Origin of the sequence: Klebsiella sp. MBT K-1 (assembly GCF_002556465.1) — a bacterium.
Taxonomy (GTDB): Bacteria; Pseudomonadota; Gammaproteobacteria; order Enterobacterales; family Enterobacteriaceae; genus Klebsiella; species Klebsiella grimontii.
The window spans coordinates 107,202-124,689 of the sequence record NZ_PDEL01000016.1; the positions used below are offsets into that span (position 1 = coordinate 107,202).

Below are 17,488 nucleotides of genomic sequence, written 5' to 3' on the forward strand. Positions count from 1 at the left end.
GGATAATGTTATGAAATACCATCAAGATACGCTGATTCCGCATAAGGCCGCCGTCATGTCCGCCCCGGCGAATCTGCTGGCGGAGGAGGTCTGCCTCCCTGCCGCGCTGCTGAAAAAAACGGCGCTGGAGAATAACATCGCCTGGATGCAGCGCTATGCCGACGCGCGCGGCGTCTCGCTGGCGCCGCACGGCAAAACGACGATGACGCCGTGGATTTTTCAGGCCCAGCAGCGGGCGGGCGCATGGGGGATCGGCGCAGGCAGCGCCTGGCAGGCTGGCGCGGCGATGGCCAGCGGGGTTGAGCGCGTCCTGATGGTCAATCAGCTGGTCGGCAGGGCGAATATGCAGGCGGTTTCGCGGCTGAAAGCGCATTACCGGGCGGCGGATTTTATCTGCTGTATCGATAGCCTCGCCAACGCCCGCGCGCTGTCGGCCTTTTTCAGCGAACGGCGGCAAACGCTGGACGTGCTGATTGAGCTGGGCGTGGCCGGCGGGCGCTGCGGCTGCCGCAGCGTTGACGATGCGCTAACCCTGGCGCAGGCCGTCGCGGACCTTCCTGGCCTCAAGCTGCGCGGTCTCGAACTGTATGAAGGGGTGCTGCACGGTGACGATCCGCAGCCGCAGGTGGAAGTTATGCTGCGCCAGGCCGCTGATTTGGCCTGCCGGATGGAGCATCTGGTTGAGGGGGAGTTTGTGCTGACCGGCGCGGGCACCGTCTGGTATGACGTGGTGTGCAATATCTGGCTGGCGGCGCAGAAGCCGGCGCGGTGCCGAATCGTCATTCGCCCCGGCTGCTATATCACCCACGACCGGGGGATCTACGATATCGCGCAAAAAGCGCTGGTGGCGCGCGATCCGATCGCCTGCGATCTGGGCGGCGATTTAACCTCGGCGCTGGAGCTGATGGCGATGGTCCAGTCGGTGCCGGAAGCGGATCGCGCGGTGGTCAACTTCGGTAAACGCGACTGCGCCTTCGACGCCGGGCTGCCGCAGCCGATCGCCCGGTATCGCAACGGCGAGCGGCTGTCCGCAGAGGGGATCGAAAGCGTCGGGATCATGGATCAGCACTGTATGCTGCGCCTCGCGCCCGGCAGCGACGTGCAGGTCGGCGATATTCTGGTGTTCGGCACCTCGCACCCGTGCCTGACGTTTGATAAATGGAAAACCCTGCTGCTGGTGGATGAGCAGTATAACGTGCTGGAAGAGCTGGATACCCTGTTCTGAAGAACGCCTCCGGGATGTTTTTCGCGCGGACAACGCATTACGCCTCTTCCTCGCCCCGCGTTCCATTCCCCAGGGCGATAAACTCCTCCAGCAGCGCGGTAAGCTGGCGCATTTTTTCGACGGTAAACTCGGCTTCTATCTGGCGATAGGCTTCTTCGACCTGGGCCTGGGCGCTTTCATACAGCTTCAGGCCCGCCGGGGTCAGCGAAACGTACAGCTTGCGCTGATCGTTAACCGGCTTTAAGCGCAGCACCAGGCCGTCGCGTTCCATACGGGTCAGGATGCCGGTCAGGCTCGGGCGTAAAATACAGGCGCGAAAGGCCAGGTCGTGAAAATCCATCGACGGATTTTCGGCGAGGATCCGCACGATACGCCACTGCTGCTCGGTAAGATTATGGCGTTTAACAATGGGCCGAAAGTGGGCCATCGCCGCTTCCCGCGCCTGCAGCAGCGCGATAGTTAACGAATCATGCATCACATACCTCTGAATGAAATTCCTCATCTGTTAATAAGTTAATAATTAGCCTTAATTGCCGCAGAAGGCAACCGGTTTCTGTCTTTGAAAAGTACCAGATGGTACAAAGAAATTTCATTACCAATTGATTTAAAACATAAAAATTAAAATTCTGTAAATATATTGTTAATCCGATCACAAAAAATTCACTTCTGTTTGCCAAACCTTCCTGCAAAGCATAAAAGATGATCATTAACATATTAATGAAATTCGTTATTCCCAAATCTGCAGCAGAGGAGTGGTCAATGAAAGGCACCATCTTCGCCGTGGCGCTTAACCACCGCAGCCAGCTCGACGCCTGGCGCGAAGCGTTCCAACAGGCTCCCTATAAAACCCCGCCGAAGACCGCGGTCTGGTTTATCAAACCGCGCAACACCGTTATCGGCGACGGCGAGAGTATCCCCTATCCGGACGGTGAAACCGTGCAGAGCGGCGCCACCGTGGCGCTGATCGTTGGTAAAACCGCGCGCAAAGTCGCCGCAGAAGACGCTGCGGCTTATATTGCCGGGTACGCGCTGGCCAACGACATCAGCCTGCCGGAAGAGAGCTTCTATCGTCCGGCCATCAAAGCCAAATGCCGCGACGGCTTCTGCCCGCTGGGCGCCCTCGCGCCGCTCAGCAACGTCGATAACCTGACCATCATCACCGAAATCAACGGTCGCGAAGCGGACAGCTGGAATACCGCCGATCTTCAGCGCTCCGCCGCCGAGCTGCTAAGCGCCCTGAGCGAATTCGCCACCCTCAATCCCGGCGATGCGATTCTGATCGGTACGCCCCACACTCGCGTTACGCTGCGCCCCGGCGATCGCGTACGCCTTCTCGCCGAGGGCTTCCCGGCGCTGGAAAACCCGGTGGTTGCTGAAGGAGAGCTGGCATGAGACGAGCACGTATTGAGTGGCAAGGACAGCGGCACGATGTCCAGGTTAATGAACGCGGTCAGGTCAAGCTCGCCAACGGCAGTCTGCTTAAGGAAGGCGAGTTTCGCTGGCTGCCGCCCGCCAACGGCACCCTGTTCGCGCTGGGCCTGAACTACGCCGATCACGCCAGCGAGCTGGCGTTTACGCCGCCAACGGAGCCGCTGGTATTTATCAAAGCGCCCAACACCTTTATCGGCCACCGGCAGGAATCAGTGCGCCCGGATAACGTCGAGTACATGCATTACGAGGCGGAACTGGTGGTGGTGATTGGCAAAACCGCGCGTAAGGTCGCCGAAGCCGACGCTATGGCGTACGTAGCCGGCTACACCGTCTGCAACGATTACGCCATCCGCGACTACCTGGAAAACTACTATCGCCCCAACCTGCGGGTCAAAAGCCGTGACACCCTGACGCCGATCGGCCCGTGGATCGTCGGCAAAGAGGCGATCCCGGATCCGCATAACCTGGCGCTGTGCACCTGGGTCAACGGCGAACTACGCCAGCAGGGCACCACCGCCGATCTGATCTTCAGCATTCCGTTCCTGATCGCTTACCTCAGCGAATTTATGACCCTGCAGCCGGGCGACATGATCGCCACCGGCACGCCTAAAGGGCTATCGGACGTGGTGCCGGGCGATGAAGTGATCGTCGAAGTGGAGGGCGTCGGCCGTCTGGTCAACCACATCATCAGCCAGCAGGCATATGAGGAGAAGCTGTCATGAAAAAAATTAACCACTGGATCAACGGCAAAAACGTCGCCGGAAGCGACTATTTCCACACCACCAACCCGGCCACTGGCGAAGTGCTGGCGGAGGTCGCCTCCGGCGGCGCCGACGAGGTGAATCAGGCGGTGGCCGCGGCGAAAGAGGCGTTCCCGAAATGGGCCAATCTGCCGATGAAAGAGCGCGCGCGTCTGATGCGCCGGCTGGGGGATCTGATCGATCAGAACGTCCCGGAGATCGCCGCCATGGAGACTGCCGATACCGGTCTGCCGATCCACCAGACCAAAAACGTGCTGATCCCGCGCGCTTCGCATAACTTCGAGTTCTTCGCCGAGGTGTGCCAGCAGATGAACGGCAAGACCTACCCGGTTGACGACAAGATGCTCAACTATACCCTCGTGCAGCCGGTCGGCGTCTGCGCGCTGGTGTCGCCGTGGAACGTGCCGTTTATGACCGCGACCTGGAAGGTGGCGCCGTGCCTGGCGCTGGGTAATACCGCGGTGCTGAAGATGTCCGAACTGTCGCCGCTAACTGCCGACCGTCTTGGCGAACTGGCGCTGGAAGCGGGTATTCCGGCGGGTGTGCTGAACGTGGTTCAGGGCTACGGCGCGACGGCGGGCGATGCGCTGGTCCGCCACCATGACGTGCGCGCGGTGTCTTTCACCGGCGGTACCGCCACCGGGCGCAACATCATGAAAAACGCCGGGCTGAAAAAGTACTCCATGGAGCTGGGCGGCAAATCGCCGGTGCTGATTTTCGAAGACGCCGATATTGAGCGCGCCCTCGACGCCGCGCTGTTCACCATCTTCTCGATCAACGGTGAACGCTGCACCGCCGGCTCACGCATCTTTATTCAGCAGAGCATCTACCCCGAGTTCGTTAAACGCTTCGCCGAGCGGGCGAACCGCCTGCGCGTCGGCGACCCGACCGACCCGAACACCCAAGTGGGGGCGCTGATTAGCCAGCAGCACTGGGAGAAAGTCTCCGGCTATATCCGCCTCGGCATTGAAGAAGGGGCGACCCTGCTGGCCGGCGGCGCGGATAAACCGACCGATCTGCCCGCCCATCTGAGAAACGGCAACTTCCTGCGGCCCACGGTGCTGGCGGACGTCGATAACCGCATGCGCGTGGCGCAGGAAGAGATTTTTGGCCCGGTAGCCTGTCTGCTGCCGTTTAAAGACGAGGCGGAAGGTCTGCGCCTGGCCAACGACGTGGAGTACGGCCTCGCCTCGTATATCTGGACCCAGGACGTCAGCAAAGTGCTGCGCCTGGCGCGCGGCATCGAAGCCGGAATGGTGTTCGTCAACACCCAGAACGTCCGCGACCTGCGTCAGCCTTTCGGCGGCGTGAAGGCCTCCGGCACCGGCCGCGAAGGCGGCGAATACAGCTTTGAAGTGTTCGCTGAAATGAAAAACGTCTGCATCTCGATGGGCGACCATCCGATCCCAAAATGGGGAGTCTGATATGGGAAAGTTAGCGTTAGCAGCAAAAACCACTCACGTACCGTCGATGTATCTTTCTGAACTGCCGGGTAAAAACCACGGCTGCCGTCAGGGAGCCATCGACGGGCACAAGGAAATCGGCAAGCGGTGCCGCGAACTCGGCGTCGATACCTTCATCGTCTTTGATACCCACTGGCTGGTCAACAGCGCTTACCACATTAACTGCGCCGACCATTTCCAGGGCGTCTATACCAGCAACGAGCTGCCGCATTTTATCCGCGACATGACCTACGACTACGACGGTAACCCGGAGCTCGGCCACCTGATCGCCGACGAAGCGGTCAAGCTCGGCGTCCGCGCTAAAGCGCACAACATCCCGAGCCTTAAGCTGGAGTACGGCACGCTGGTGCCGATGCGCTACATGAACGCCGATAAGCACTTCAAAGTGGTGTCGATCTCCGCCTTCTGTACCGTTCACGACTTCGCCGACAGCCGCAAGCTGGGCGAAGCCATTCGTAAAGCTATCGAGAAATATGACGGCACCGTAGCGGTGCTGGCCAGCGGTTCGCTGTCGCATCGTTTTATCGACGATCAGCGTGCCGAAGAGGGGATGAATAGCTATACCCGCGAGTTCGATCATCAGATGGATGAGCGGGTCGTGAAGCTGTGGCGCGAGGGTAAATTCAAGGAGTTCTGCACCATGCTGCCGGAGTACGCCGACTACTGCTACGGCGAAGGCAATATGCACGACACGGTGATGCTGCTGGGCCTGCTGGGCTGGGATAAATACGACGGCAAAGTGGAATTTATCACCGAGCTGTTCGCCAGTTCCGGCACCGGCCAGGTCAACGCCGTGTTCCCGCTGCCGGAAACGGCTTAAGGAGAGCGCAGAATGCCGCATTTTATCGCTGAATGTACCGACAACATCCGGGAACAGGCTGATTTACCGGATCTGTTCAGCAAAGTGAACGACGCGCTGGCGGCGACCGGCATCTTTCCCATCGGCGGCATTCGCAGCCGCGCCATCTGGCTGGATACCTGGCAGATGGCCGACGGCCAGCATGATTATGCCTTTGTGCATATGACGCTGAAGATTGGCGCCGGGCGCAGCCTGGAGAGCCGCCAGGACGTGGGCGATATGCTGTTCACGCTGATCAAAGCCCATTTCGCCGCGCTGATGGAGAGCCGCTACCTGGCGCTGTCGTTTGAGCTCGATGAACTGCACCCGACGCTGAACTACAAGCAGAACAACGTGCACGCCTTGTTTAAATAGCGTGCGCCCGGCCAGTCCCCTCTCCTCGTTAGGGAGAGGGAGAAAACAAGCACTGCCACAAAACCCCAGGCCGGGTAAGACGCGCCAGCGTCGCCACCCGGCGCAGCAGCACCGAAAGACGTAACAGGAAGCGACTATGCTCGATAAACATACCCATACCCTGATCGCCCAGCGGTTGAACCAGGCGGAAAAACAGCGTGAACAGATCCGCGCCATCTCGCTGGATCACCCGACGATCACCATCGAAGACGCCTACGCCGTACAGCGCGAATGGGTAAATATGAAAATCGCCGAAGGCCGCGTGCTGAAAGGGCATAAAATCGGCCTGACCTCAAAAGCGATGCAGGCCAGCTCGCAGATAAGCGAGCCGGACTACGGCGCGCTGCTGGACGATATGTTTTTCCACGACGGCGGCGATATCCCCACCGACCGCTTTATCGTCCCGCGTATCGAAGTGGAGCTGGCCTTCGTGCTCGCCAAACCGCTGCGCGGCCCCAACTGCACGCTGTTCGACGTGTATAACGCCACCGACTACGTGATCCCGGCGCTGGAGCTGATTGACGCCCGCTGCCACAACATCGATCCGGAAACCCAGCGTCCGCGTAAAGTTTTCGACACTATTTCCGATAACGCCGCCAACGCCGGGGTGATCCTTGGCGGTCGACCGATTAAACCCGACGAGCTGGACCTACGCTGGATCTCCGCTCTGCTCTATCGCAACGGCGTGATTGAAGAGACCGGCGTCGCTGCGGGGGTGCTGAATCACCCGGCCAACGGCGTGGCCTGGCTGGCGAACAAGCTGGCGCCGTACGACGTCCAGCTGGAAGCCGGACAGATTATTCTCGGCGGCTCCTTTACGCGTCCGGTACCGGCGCGCAAGGGCGACACCTTCCACGTCGACTACGGCAATATGGGCGCGATCAGCTGCCGGTTTGTCTAGGAGAAACATGATGAATAACGCCTTTAAAGACGCCTTAAAAGCGGGTAGACCGCAGATTGGCCTGTGGCTGGGGCTGACCAGCAGCTACAGCGCCGAGCTGCTGGCCGGGGCCGGATTCGACTGGCTGCTGATCGACGGCGAGCATGCGCCAAACAGCGTGCAGACAATACTGGCCCAGCTGCAGGCGATCGCTCCTTACCCCAGCCAGCCGGTGGTCCGTCCGTCGTGGAACGATCCGGTGCAGATCAAACAGCTGCTGGATATCGGCGCCCAAACCCTGCTGGTGCCGATGGTGCAAAACGCCGATGAAGCGCGGCTGGCGGTGAAAGCCACCCGCTATCCGCCCGCCGGCATTCGCGGCGTCGGCAGCGCGCTGGCCCGCGCCTCGCGCTGGAACCGCGTCCCGGATTATCTCCATCAGGCCAACGACGCGATGTGCGTGCTGGTGCAGATCGAAACTCGCGAAGCGCTCAGCAATCTGCCGCAGATCCTCGATGTCGAGGGCGTCGACGGCGTGTTTATCGGCCCGGCGGATCTGAGCGCCGATATGGGCTTCAGCGGCAACCCGCAGCATCCGGAAGTGCAGGCCGCCATTGAGCGCGCCATCGCGCAAATTCGCGCGGCGGGCAAAGCGCCGGGGATCCTGATGGCCAGCGAGCCGCTGGCGAAGCGCTACCTGGAGCTCGGCGCGCTGTTTGTCGCCGTCGGCGTCGATACCACCCTGCTGGCCCGCGGCGCGGAAGTGCTGGCGGCGCGATTTGGCGCGGAAAAAACCGCCCAGGGTTCGTCAGGCGTCTATTAACGCCGGGTGGCGCTGCGCTTACCCGGCAACCCGCAGTACCCTACAAAATTCCCATTAGAGGAAAATGATAATGAGCGATACATCATCTGCCATCCCGGAAAAGTTCGATCCGGCTAATCAGCACAAGCAGCTGACGGCGCAGCAGCAGTCGGTTATCAACAAGCTCTTTCGCCGCCTGATCGTGTTTTTGTTCGTGCTGTTTATCTTTTCGTTTTTAGATCGCATCAATATCGGCTTTGCCGGGCTGACCATGGGGCAGGATCTGGGCCTTAACGCCACCATGTTCGGCCTTGCCACCACCCTGTTTTACGCTACCTACGTCATTTTCGGCATTCCGAGCAACGTGATGCTCAGCATCGTCGGCGCTCGCCGCTGGATCGCCACCATCATGGTGCTGTGGGGCATCGCTTCCACCGCCACCATGTTCGCGACCGGGCCGAACAGCCTCTATATCCTGCGCATGCTGGTAGGGATCACCGAGGCCGGTTTTCTGCCCGGCATTCTGCTCTATCTAACCTACTGGTTCCCGGCCTTTTTCCGCGCCCGCGCCAACGCGCTGTTTATGATCGCGATGCCGGTCACCACCGCGCTGGGGTCAATCGTCTCCGGCTATATCTTGTCGATGGACGGCCTGCTCAACCTGCACGGCTGGCAGTGGCTGTTCCTGCTGGAAGGCTTCCCGTCGGTGCTGCTCGGCATTATGGTCTGGTTCTGGCTTGATGATTCGCCGTCGAAGGCCAAGTGGCTGACCGCGGAAGACAAAAAATGCCTGCAGGAGATGATGGATAACGACCGCCTGACGCTGGTCCAGCCGGAAGGGGCAATCAGCCATCACGCCATGCAGCAGCGCAGCCTGTGGCGGGAAGTGTTCACGCCGATCGTGCTGATGTACACCCTGGCCTATTTCTGCCTGACCAATACGCTCAGCGCGATCAGCATCTGGACGCCGCAGATCCTCAAAAGCTTTAACGAAAGCAGCAGCAATATCACCATCGGCCTGCTGGCGGCGATCCCGCAGATTTGTACCATTCTCGGGATGATCTACTGGAGCCGCCACTCCGATAAATACCAGGAGCGTAAGCACCACACCGCCCTGCCGTTCCTGTTCGCCGCCGCGGGCTGGCTGCTGGCGTCGGCCACCGATCACAGTCTGATCCAACTGCTCGGGATCGTGATGGCCTCCACCGGATCGTTTAGCGCGATGGCCATTTTCTGGACCACGCCGGATCAGTCGATCAGCCTGCGCGCCAGAGCGATCGGCATCGCGGTGATCAACGCGACCGGCAATATCGGATCGGCGCTCAGCCCCTTTATGATCGGCTGGCTGAAGGATATTACCGGCAGCTTTAGCAGCGGCCTGTGGTTCGTCGCCGCCCTGCTGGTCATCGGCGCGGTGATTATCTGGGCGATTCCGATGAAAGGATCGCGTCCGCGCGCGACGCCGTGAGGAGCCGCTATGTGCCAGAGCCCTGTTACCAATATCGATATGAATAAAGAGTACGATGAGAGTCTGGGGACGGAAGAGGTGCATTATCAATCGTTTGCCCGGATGGCGGAGTTCTTTGGCCGCGATATGCAGGCGCACCGCCACGACCAGTATTTTCAGATGCACTTTCTCGATACCGGGCAGATTGAGCTACAGCTCGACGATCATCGCTATTCGGTGCAGGCGCCGCTGTTTGTCCTGACCCCGCCCTCGGTGCCACACGCTTTTATCACCGAGTCCGATAGCGATGGTCACGTGCTGACGGTGCGCGAGGATCTGGTCTGGCCGCTGCTGGAGGTGCTGTACCCCGGCACCCGGGAGGCCTTCGGCCTGCCGGGCATCTGCCTGTCGCTGGCCGATAAGCCCGAGGAGCTGGCGGCGCTGGCGCACTACTGGCGGCTGATTGAACGAGAATCGACCTCGCAGCTGCCGGGGCGGGAACACACCCTGACGCTGCTGGCGCAGGCGGTGTTCACCCTGCTGCTGCGCAACGCGAAGCTTGACGACCATGCGGCCAGCGGGATACGCGGCGAGCTCAAGCTGTTCCAGCGGTTTAACCAGCTGATCGACAGCCACTACCACCAGCACTGGACGGTACCGGATTACGCCTGCGAGCTGCATCTGACCGAATCCCGGTTAACCGATATTTGCCGCCGCTTCGCCAACCGACCGCCCAAGCGGCTGATTTTCGACCGGCAGCTGCGCGAGGCCAGGCGATTACTGCTCTTCTCCGACAGTACGATCGGTGAGATAGCCTGGCAGTTGGGATTTAAGGATCCGGCCTATTTCGCCCGCTTTTTTAACCGCCTGACGGGCTGTTCGCCGAGCGCGTTCAGAACGCAAAAAGTACCGGTGTCTTAGGATCGTCCCGCAGGCGATGCCGCGCATCTGTTCGGCTACAAATTCAAAACCCGCGCTGACTTATCGCCCGGTTCACCGGGGAGCCAGGCCGGAAAATAGAAAAACCGACCCCGATCACATAACCCAATCCCGCCTGAAAAGTACCGACCGTTGACCTAAAAGTCTCTTCACGAAAGCCGCGTTAACCGCTTCAATTTAACAACAAAAACAAAACATAAATTTAACATCGCATTCCGATTAATACTGAAGAGGTCACCTATGAAACCTGAAAACTTCCGTGCAGATACCAAGCGCCCGTTAACCGGTGAAGAGTACCTGAAGAGCCTGCAGGACGGCCGCGAAATCTATATTTACGGTGAACGCGTTAAAGACGTGACCACCCATCCGGCGTTCCGCAACGCCGCCGCCTCCGTCGCCCAAATGTACGACGCGCTGCATAAACCCGAGCTGCAGGATACCCTGTGCTGGGGCACCGACACTGGCAGCGGCGGCTACACCCACAAGTTCTTCCGCGTGGCGAAAAGCGCCGATGACCTGCGCCAGCAGCGCGACGCTATCGCCGAATGGTCGCGCCTGAGCTACGGCTGGATGGGCCGCACCCCGGACTACAAGGCCGCGTTCGGCTGCGCGCTCGGCGCGAACCCGGGATTTTACGGCCAGTTCGAGCAGAACGCCCGCGACTGGTACACCCGCATCCAGGAAACCGGCCTGTACTTTAACCACGCCATCGTCAACCCGCCGATCGATCGCCATAAGCCCGCCGATGAAGTGAAAGATGTTTATATCAAGCTGGAGAAAGAGACCGACGCTGGGATCATCGTCAGCGGCGCGAAGGTGGTGGCCACCAACTCGGCGCTGACCCACTACAACATGATCGGCTTCGGCTCGGCGCAGGTGATGGGCGAAAACCCCGACTTCGCGCTGATGTTCGTCGCGCCGATGGATGCCGAAGGCGTTAAGCTTATCTCCCGCGCCTCCTATGAGCTGGTCGCCGGCGCCACCGGATCGCCGTACGACTATCCGCTCTCCAGCCGCTTCGACGAAAATGATGCGATCCTGGTGATGGATAACGTGCTGATCCCATGGGAAAACGTCCTGATCTATCGCGACTTCGACCGCTGCCGCCGCTGGACGATGGAAGGCGGCTTTGCCCGCATGTATCCGCTGCAGGCCTGCGTGCGCCTGGCGGTGAAGCTCGATTTCATCACCGCCCTGCTGAAACGCTCGCTGGAGTGTACCGGCACCCTTGAGTTCCGCGGCGTGCAGGCCGAGCTCGGCGAAGTGGTGGCCTGGCGCAATATGTTCTGGGCGCTGAGCGATTCAATGTGCGCCGAAGCGACGCCGTGGGTCAACGGCGCGTATCTGCCGGATCACGCCGCGCTGCAAACCTACCGCGTGATGGCGCCGATGGCCTACGCCAAAATCAAAAACATTATCGAGCGCAGCGTCACCAGCGGCCTGATCTACCTGCCGTCCAGCGCCCGCGATCTCAACAACCCGCAGATCAACGAATACCTGGCGAAATACGTGCGCGGATCGAACGGTATGGATCACGTCGAGCGTATCAAGATCCTCAAACTGATGTGGGACGCGATCGGCAGCGAATTCGGCGGCCGCCATGAGCTGTATGAAATCAACTATTCCGGTAGCCAGGATGAGATTCGCCTGCAGTGCCTGCGTCAGGCGCAAAGCTCCGGCAACATGGACAAAATGATGGCGATGGTGGATCGCTGCCTGTCCGAGTACGACCAGAACGGCTGGACGGTGCCGCATCTGCACAACAATACCGATATCAACATGCTGGATAAGCTGCTGAAGTAACCGGCAGCGGGAGGTCACAATGCAATTAGATGAACAACGTCTGCGTTTTCGCGATGCCATGGCCAGTCTGTCGGCCGCCGTTAACGTCATCACCACCGAAGGCGAGGCGGGCCGCTGCGGTATCACCGCCACCGCGGTCTGTTCGGTGACCGATACGCCGCCGTCGGTGATGGTCTGCATCAACGCCAATAGTGCGATGAATCCGGTGTTTCAGGGCAACGGCAAGCTGTGCATCAACGTGCTGAACCACGAGCAAGAGGAGATGGCCCGCCACTTCGCTGGCATGACCGGGATGACGATGGACGACCGCTTCGGCCTCAGCGGCTGGCAAAAAGGCGCGCTGGGCCAGCCGGTGCTGAAAGGCGCGCTGGCGAGCCTCGAAGGCGAAATTAGCCAGGTGCAGACCATCGGTAGCCATCTGGTCTATCTGGTGGAAATCAGGAATATTACCCTGAGCCAGCAAGGTCACGGGCTGATTTACTTTAAGCGCCGCTTCCATCCGGTGATGATGGAGATGGACGTCGTGGCGTAGTTTTGCTTCCCCTCTCTCGCGGGAGAGGGGATTGTCTGTTTTCTCCGCTCGTCACAGTGAGAATATCCCTGTGATCTCAATCACATATTTAAGCCCGCCGGGATTCCTGCCCAACCGCTTACCCCCGCAAGTGACCGCTTAACCCTACATATAACCACTCACAGATTTACCCAACTTTACGCGCGCGACGTTCTGGCAAGATGGTCCCCAGCATAGCTAATCAATGCCTCCTCAAACCCTAACTAAACCCAGACGGCTTCGGCCCATTATTCATCTTATTAAGCCAGGTTTTACTATGGATACTAAAAAGTTATTCAAGCACATACCCTGGGTGATTCTTGGAATCATCGGGGCATTTTGCCTCTCGGTCGTCGCTCTGCGCCGCGGTGAGCACGTCAGTGCGCTGTGGATCGTGGTGGCGTCGGTTTCCGTCTACCTCGTCGCCTACCGTTATTACAGCCTGTATATCGCGCAAAAGGTAATGAAGCTCGACCCTACGCGCTCCACGCCTGCGGTGATTAACAACGATGGCCTGAACTACGTTCCGACCAACCGCTACGTGCTGTTTGGCCACCACTTTGCCGCTATCGCCGGCGCCGGTCCGCTGGTGGGCCCGGTGCTCGCCGCGCAGATGGGCTACCTGCCGGGTACCCTGTGGCTACTGGCGGGCGTGGTGCTGGCCGGGGCGGTGCAGGACTTTATGGTGCTGTTTATCTCCTCGCGCCGTAACGGCGCCTCGCTGGGGGAAATGATCAAGCAGGAGATGGGGCCGGTACCGGGATCCATCGCCCTGTTCGGCTGCTTCCTGATAATGATCATCATCCTCGCGGTGCTGGCGTTGATCGTGGTGAAAGCGCTGGCGGAAAGCCCGTGGGGCGTGTTTACCGTCTGCTCGACCGTGCCGATTGCCCTGTTTATGGGGATCTATATGCGCTTCCTGCGCCCAGGCCGCGTAGGCGAAGTGTCGGTGATTGGTATCGTCCTGCTGGTGGCGTCCATTTACTTCGGCGGCATCATTGCCCACGACCCGTACTGGGGCCCGGCGCTGACCTTTAAAGACACCACTATTACCTTTACCCTGATCGGCTACGCGTTTATCTCCGCGCTGCTGCCGGTGTGGCTGATTCTGGCGCCGCGTGACTACCTGGCGACCTTCCTGAAAATCGGCGTTATCGTCGGCCTGGCGCTGGGGATCGTTATCCTCAACCCGGACCTGAAAATGCCGGCGGTGACCCAGTACATTGACGGTACCGGCCCGCTGTGGAAAGGCGCCCTGTTCCCGTTCCTGTTTATCACCATCGCCTGCGGCGCGGTCTCCGGCTTCCACGCCCTGATCGCTTCCGGCACCACGCCGAAGCTGCTGGCTAACGAAACCGACGCCCGCTTTATCGGCTACGGCGCGATGCTGATGGAGTCCTTCGTGGCGGTGATGGCGCTGGTAGCGGCCTCAATCATCGAACCGGGCCTCTACTTCGCGATGAACACCCCGCCGGCGGGCCTCGGCATCACCATGCCGAACCTGCACGAAATGGGCGGTGAAAACGCCGCGCTGATTGCCGCGCAGCTAAGGGATGTCACCGCGCACGCGGCGGCGACCGTCAGCTCCTGGGGCTTTGTGATTTCACCTGAGCAAATCCTGCAAACCGCGAAAGATATCGGCGAACCGTCGGTACTCAACCGCGCGGGCGGTGCGCCGACGCTGGCTGTGGGTATCGCTCACGTGTTCCACAAAATCATCCCGATGGCGGATATGGGCTTCTGGTACCACTTCGGTATTCTGTTTGAAGCGCTATTTATCCTCACCGCGCTGGATGCCGGTACCCGCGCAGGCCGCTTTATGCTGCAGGATCTGCTGGGCAACTTCGTACCGTTCCTCAAGAAAACCGACTCGCTGGTGGCGGGTATTATCGGCACCGCGGGCTGCGTCGGCCTATGGGGCTACCTGCTGTATCAGGGCGTGGTCGACCCGCTGGGCGGCGTGAAGAGCCTGTGGCCGCTGTTCGGTATCTCTAACCAGATGCTGGCCGCCGTGGCGCTGGTGCTCGGCACCGTGGTGCTGGTCAAAATGCAGCGCACCAAATACATCTGGGTCACCGTGATCCCGGCCGCGTGGCTGCTGCTGTGCACCACCTGGGCGCTGGGCCTGAAACTGTTCAGCACCAACCCGCAGATGGAAGGTTTCTTCTTCATGGCGCAGCAGTATAAAGAGAAGATCGCCGCCGGCGGCGAACTGACCGCGCAGCAGATTGCCAACATGAACCATATCGTGGTGAACAACTACACCAACGCGGGTCTGAGCATTCTGTTCCTGGTGGTGGTCTACAGCATCATCTTCTACGGCATCAAAACCTGGCTCAACGTGCGCAACAATAAAGTGCGTACTGACAAAGAGACGCCGTACGTGCCGGTACCGGAAGGCGGCGTGAAGACCTCTTCGCATCACTAAACCTTAATGCCGGATGGCGCTACGCTTATCCGGTCTACACAAGCGAATGTTTGTAGGCCGGATGAGGCGCTAGCCGCCATCCGGCTTTATTCGTTCTCTGGGACTCACAATGTTTGGTAACTTAGGTCAGGCAAAAAAATACCTCGGTCAGGCGGCAAAAATGCTGATCGGCATTCCGGATTACGACAACTACGTCGAGCATATGCAGACCAACCATCCGGACAAGCCGTACATGACCTATGATGAATTCTTTCGCGAACGCCAGCAGGCCCGCTACGGCGGCGATGGCAAAGGCGGCGTGCGCTGCTGTTAATGGAGGCAAACATGGCACCGATTGCAGTCACCCTGCTGACCGGTTTTCTTGGCGCGGGTAAAACCACCCTGCTGCGTCATATTCTGAACGAACGGCACGGCTTTAAAATTGCCGTTATCGAAAATGAATTTGGCGAAGTCGCCATCGATAACCAGCTTATCGGCGATCGCGCCACGCAGATTAAAACCCTGACCAACGGCTGTATCTGCTGTACCCGCTCCAACGAGCTGGAAGACGCCCTGCTCGATCTGCTCGACAGCCGCGATCGCGGAGACATCGCTTTTGACCGGCTGGTGATCGAATGCACCGGCATGGCCGACCCCGGCCCGATCATCCAGACCTTTTTCTCTCACGATGTGCTGTGTGAACGCTATCTGCTGGATGGCGTGATTGCGCTGGTTGACGCGGTGCACGCCGACCAGCAGATGAATCAGTTCACCATCGCCCAGTCGCAGGTGGGCTACGCCGATCGCATTCTGCTCACCAAAACTGACGTGGCGGGCGACAGCGACAAGCTCCGCGAACGGCTGACGCGTATTAACGCCCGCGCGCCTATTTACAACGTTACCCACGGCGATATCGATCTGAACCTGCTGTTTAACACCAGCGGCTTTATGCTGGAGGAGAACGTGGTTAGCAGCAAACCGCGCTTCCACTTTATGGCCGATAAGCAGAACGACGTGTCGTCTATCGTGGTGGAGCTGGATTATCCGGTGGATATCAGCGAGGTGTCGCGGGTGATGGAAAACCTGCTGCTCACCTTCGCAGAACAGCTAATGCGCTATAAAGGGATGCTGTGGATCGACGGCGAGCCCAACCGCCTGCTGTTCCAGGGGGTTCAGCGGCTATACAGCGCCGACTGGGATCGGCCGTGGGGCGATGAACGGCCGCACAGTACCCTGGTGTTTATTGGGATACAGCTTCCGGAAGATGAGATTCGCACCGCCTTTGAAAGCCTGCGCAGGTAGCCACGCAGCTCATCCCCCTCTTCAGGAGGGGGAATACGCGCATGAAAATGTAAAACTTTACTTTTATATGTAACAACAGAAACGTTTTTGGAAATAATTAGAAAGGCAATTATTGCGTTTATAACCGCTTTTTCTCGCCTGTTCAGCGAATATTTAGCCAAAAGATTCAACTCACGCTCAACGGCCAAAGATTACCCATTGACAGCGCCGTAAAAACAACTAACAAACAACACAAATAAATATATCTAATAACAAAATTAGCATAAAACAGTAATCGCTAGCTGATTTGCAGTCATAAAAATCGATTGTTAAGGTGCCCTCCGCGTAATGTAATGATGAGGCACAAACCATGAAAAAGCTGAATATCCTTCTCCTCACGGCCTTGACCGCCGTCTCGGGATCCGCACTGGCGATGGGCGGTACCGTTGAGCAGGGCAAGAACTTCACCAACCTGAATCTGGAAATGGGGAAATCCTCCTCTGGCCTGTATGTGGAAAGCAACTGGCTCAAAAATACCGATGACGGTACCCAGACAGGCGGCGTCGGCGCGGGTTATAACCTGGAACTCGGCCCGGTGATGCTCAATGCCGGCGCGAAAGCTATCTACCTGGGTCCCAAAAAAGGCGATAACGGCGTGGCCTTCCCTATCGGTGGCGGCGTCAACGTGGCCCTGACCGACAGCATCCATCTCTATGGTGAGGGCTATGCCGCGCCAGAGGGCCTGAACAACAGCGTCAAAAACTACGTTGAAGCCAACGGCGGCGTAAGCTGGACGCCCATCACCCCGGTCACGCTGAAAGTGGGCTATCGCCACGTCAGCGTCGACGGCAAAGATGGCCGCCCGGGCCACACGCTGATTGACGGCGCTTATGTCGGCGGTGGGGTTACCTTCTGATGAACGGCCGCTTCGCCGCGCTTTGCGCGCTGAGCCTCGCCGTGCTGCTGTCAGGCTGCGTCCAGTACAAATGGGTGAAACCGGGCGTCAGCGATACGGAGATGAATAAAAAGCTCACCGAGTGCGAAGCGCAGGCGCTGATCGATCTCCCCCCGGATAACGTCGTCACCGGTTCAAGCTCGGAAAAAACGGACAAAGAGAACAAGAAAAAGGATATTTCCACCAGCTATACGGTGGAGGACGCCAATGCTGGGCGCAGAGATACGCTTGTAGACAGCTGCATGTTTAAAAGCGGCTGGGATAAGATTGAAGTTCAGTGATCGCCAAAAAA

18 protein-coding genes are annotated in these 17,488 nt (G+C 59.1%); 17 read left to right on the forward strand and 1 reads right to left on the reverse strand.

Annotation, left to right across the window (positions count from 1 at the left end; translation table 11 throughout):
- Positions 1-10: 10 nt before the first annotated feature.
- The gene (locus CMQ96_RS22505) at positions 11-1,225 is read left to right on the forward strand and encodes an amino acid deaminase (protein WP_064411462.1); all 1,215 of its coding nucleotides are present in this window, start codon (positions 11-13) and stop codon (positions 1,223-1,225) included.
- Positions 1,226-1,262: 37 nt separating this feature from the next.
- Here the strand turns inward: CMQ96_RS22505 and hpaR are convergent, their stop codons facing one another.
- A complete protein-coding gene (hpaR, locus tag CMQ96_RS22510) occupies positions 1,263-1,700 on the reverse strand; it encodes a homoprotocatechuate degradation operon regulator HpaR (protein ID WP_004133165.1) in 438 nt (145 codons plus the stop codon).
- Positions 1,701-1,984: 284 nt separating this feature from the next.
- On the opposite strand from hpaR, the gene CMQ96_RS22520 reads away from it, so the two are divergent.
- From CMQ96_RS22520 to CMQ96_RS22595, 16 genes are all read left to right on the forward strand, one after another.
- Positions 1,985-2,617 carry a fumarylacetoacetate hydrolase family protein gene (locus tag CMQ96_RS22520; protein ID WP_024360420.1) on the forward strand — a complete coding sequence of 211 codons (633 nt, stop codon included), beginning with the start codon at positions 1,985-1,987 and terminating at the stop codon, positions 2,615-2,617.
- On the forward strand, positions 2,614-3,378 hold the full coding sequence (locus tag CMQ96_RS22525; protein WP_024360421.1) for a fumarylacetoacetate hydrolase family protein: 765 nt from the start codon (positions 2,614-2,616) through the stop codon (positions 3,376-3,378). Before CMQ96_RS22520 ends, CMQ96_RS22525 begins: the two co-directional genes overlap by 4 nt.
- Complete coding sequence (gene hpaE, locus CMQ96_RS22530) at positions 3,375-4,841, forward strand: 5-carboxymethyl-2-hydroxymuconate semialdehyde dehydrogenase (RefSeq protein ID WP_024360422.1); 1,467 nt, start codon at positions 3,375-3,377, stop codon at positions 4,839-4,841. The genes CMQ96_RS22525 and hpaE overlap by 4 nt, the downstream gene beginning before the upstream one ends.
- Position 4,842: 1 nt before the next feature.
- Positions 4,843-5,700 carry a 3,4-dihydroxyphenylacetate 2,3-dioxygenase gene (gene hpaD, locus CMQ96_RS22535; protein WP_004133172.1) on the forward strand — a complete coding sequence of 286 codons (858 nt, stop codon included), beginning with the start codon at positions 4,843-4,845 and terminating at the stop codon, positions 5,698-5,700.
- A 12-nt stretch (positions 5,701-5,712) separates the two neighbouring features.
- Entirely contained in the window at positions 5,713-6,093 is a 381-nt protein-coding gene (locus tag CMQ96_RS22540; RefSeq protein WP_049086533.1) for a 5-carboxymethyl-2-hydroxymuconate Delta-isomerase, read from the forward strand.
- A 136-nt stretch (positions 6,094-6,229) separates the two neighbouring features.
- Positions 6,230-7,033: a 2-oxo-hept-4-ene-1,7-dioate hydratase gene (hpaH, locus tag CMQ96_RS22545; protein ID WP_024360424.1), complete on the forward strand. Its 804-nt coding sequence runs from the start codon at positions 6,230-6,232 to the stop codon at positions 7,031-7,033.
- A 10-nt stretch (positions 7,034-7,043) separates the two neighbouring features.
- The gene (gene hpaI / locus CMQ96_RS22550) at positions 7,044-7,835 is read left to right on the forward strand and encodes a 4-hydroxy-2-oxoheptanedioate aldolase (protein ID WP_098067352.1); all 792 of its coding nucleotides are present in this window, start codon (positions 7,044-7,046) and stop codon (positions 7,833-7,835) included.
- A 70-nt stretch (positions 7,836-7,905) separates the two neighbouring features.
- Entirely contained in the window at positions 7,906-9,282 is a 1,377-nt protein-coding gene (gene hpaX, locus CMQ96_RS22555) for a 4-hydroxyphenylacetate permease (protein ID WP_098067353.1), read from the forward strand.
- 9 nt (positions 9,283-9,291) lie between these two features.
- On the forward strand, positions 9,292-10,182 hold the full coding sequence (hpaA, locus tag CMQ96_RS22560) for a 4-hydroxyphenylacetate catabolism regulatory protein HpaA (protein WP_024360426.1): 891 nt from the start codon (positions 9,292-9,294) through the stop codon (positions 10,180-10,182).
- A 258-nt stretch (positions 10,183-10,440) separates the two neighbouring features.
- Positions 10,441-12,003 (forward strand): 4-hydroxyphenylacetate 3-monooxygenase, oxygenase component, encoded by a 1,563-nt coding sequence (gene hpaB / locus CMQ96_RS22565; RefSeq protein WP_004133179.1) that lies wholly within the window; start codon positions 10,441-10,443, stop codon positions 12,001-12,003.
- Between the two features lie 19 nt (positions 12,004-12,022).
- Entirely contained in the window at positions 12,023-12,535 is a 513-nt protein-coding gene (locus tag CMQ96_RS22570; RefSeq protein ID WP_004098296.1) for a 4-hydroxyphenylacetate 3-monooxygenase reductase subunit, read from the forward strand.
- 295 nt (positions 12,536-12,830) lie between these two features.
- Positions 12,831-14,981 (forward strand): pyruvate/proton symporter BtsT, encoded by a 2,151-nt coding sequence (gene btsT, locus CMQ96_RS22575; RefSeq protein WP_024360427.1) that lies wholly within the window; start codon positions 12,831-12,833, stop codon positions 14,979-14,981.
- A 109-nt stretch (positions 14,982-15,090) separates the two neighbouring features.
- Complete coding sequence (locus tag CMQ96_RS22580) at positions 15,091-15,294, forward strand: YbdD/YjiX family protein (protein WP_004098292.1); 204 nt, start codon at positions 15,091-15,093, stop codon at positions 15,292-15,294.
- Between the two features lie 11 nt (positions 15,295-15,305).
- Positions 15,306-16,262: a GTPase gene (yjiA, locus tag CMQ96_RS22585; RefSeq protein WP_004133181.1), complete on the forward strand. Its 957-nt coding sequence runs from the start codon at positions 15,306-15,308 to the stop codon at positions 16,260-16,262.
- 349 nt (positions 16,263-16,611) lie between these two features.
- On the forward strand, positions 16,612-17,157 hold the full coding sequence (locus tag CMQ96_RS22590; RefSeq protein ID WP_004133182.1) for a YfaZ family outer membrane protein: 546 nt from the start codon (positions 16,612-16,614) through the stop codon (positions 17,155-17,157).
- Complete coding sequence (locus CMQ96_RS22595; RefSeq protein ID WP_004133183.1) at positions 17,157-17,477, forward strand: hypothetical protein; 321 nt, start codon at positions 17,157-17,159, stop codon at positions 17,475-17,477. The genes CMQ96_RS22590 and CMQ96_RS22595 overlap by 1 nt, the downstream gene beginning before the upstream one ends.
- The last annotated feature ends 11 nt before the right edge of the window (positions 17,478-17,488 follow it).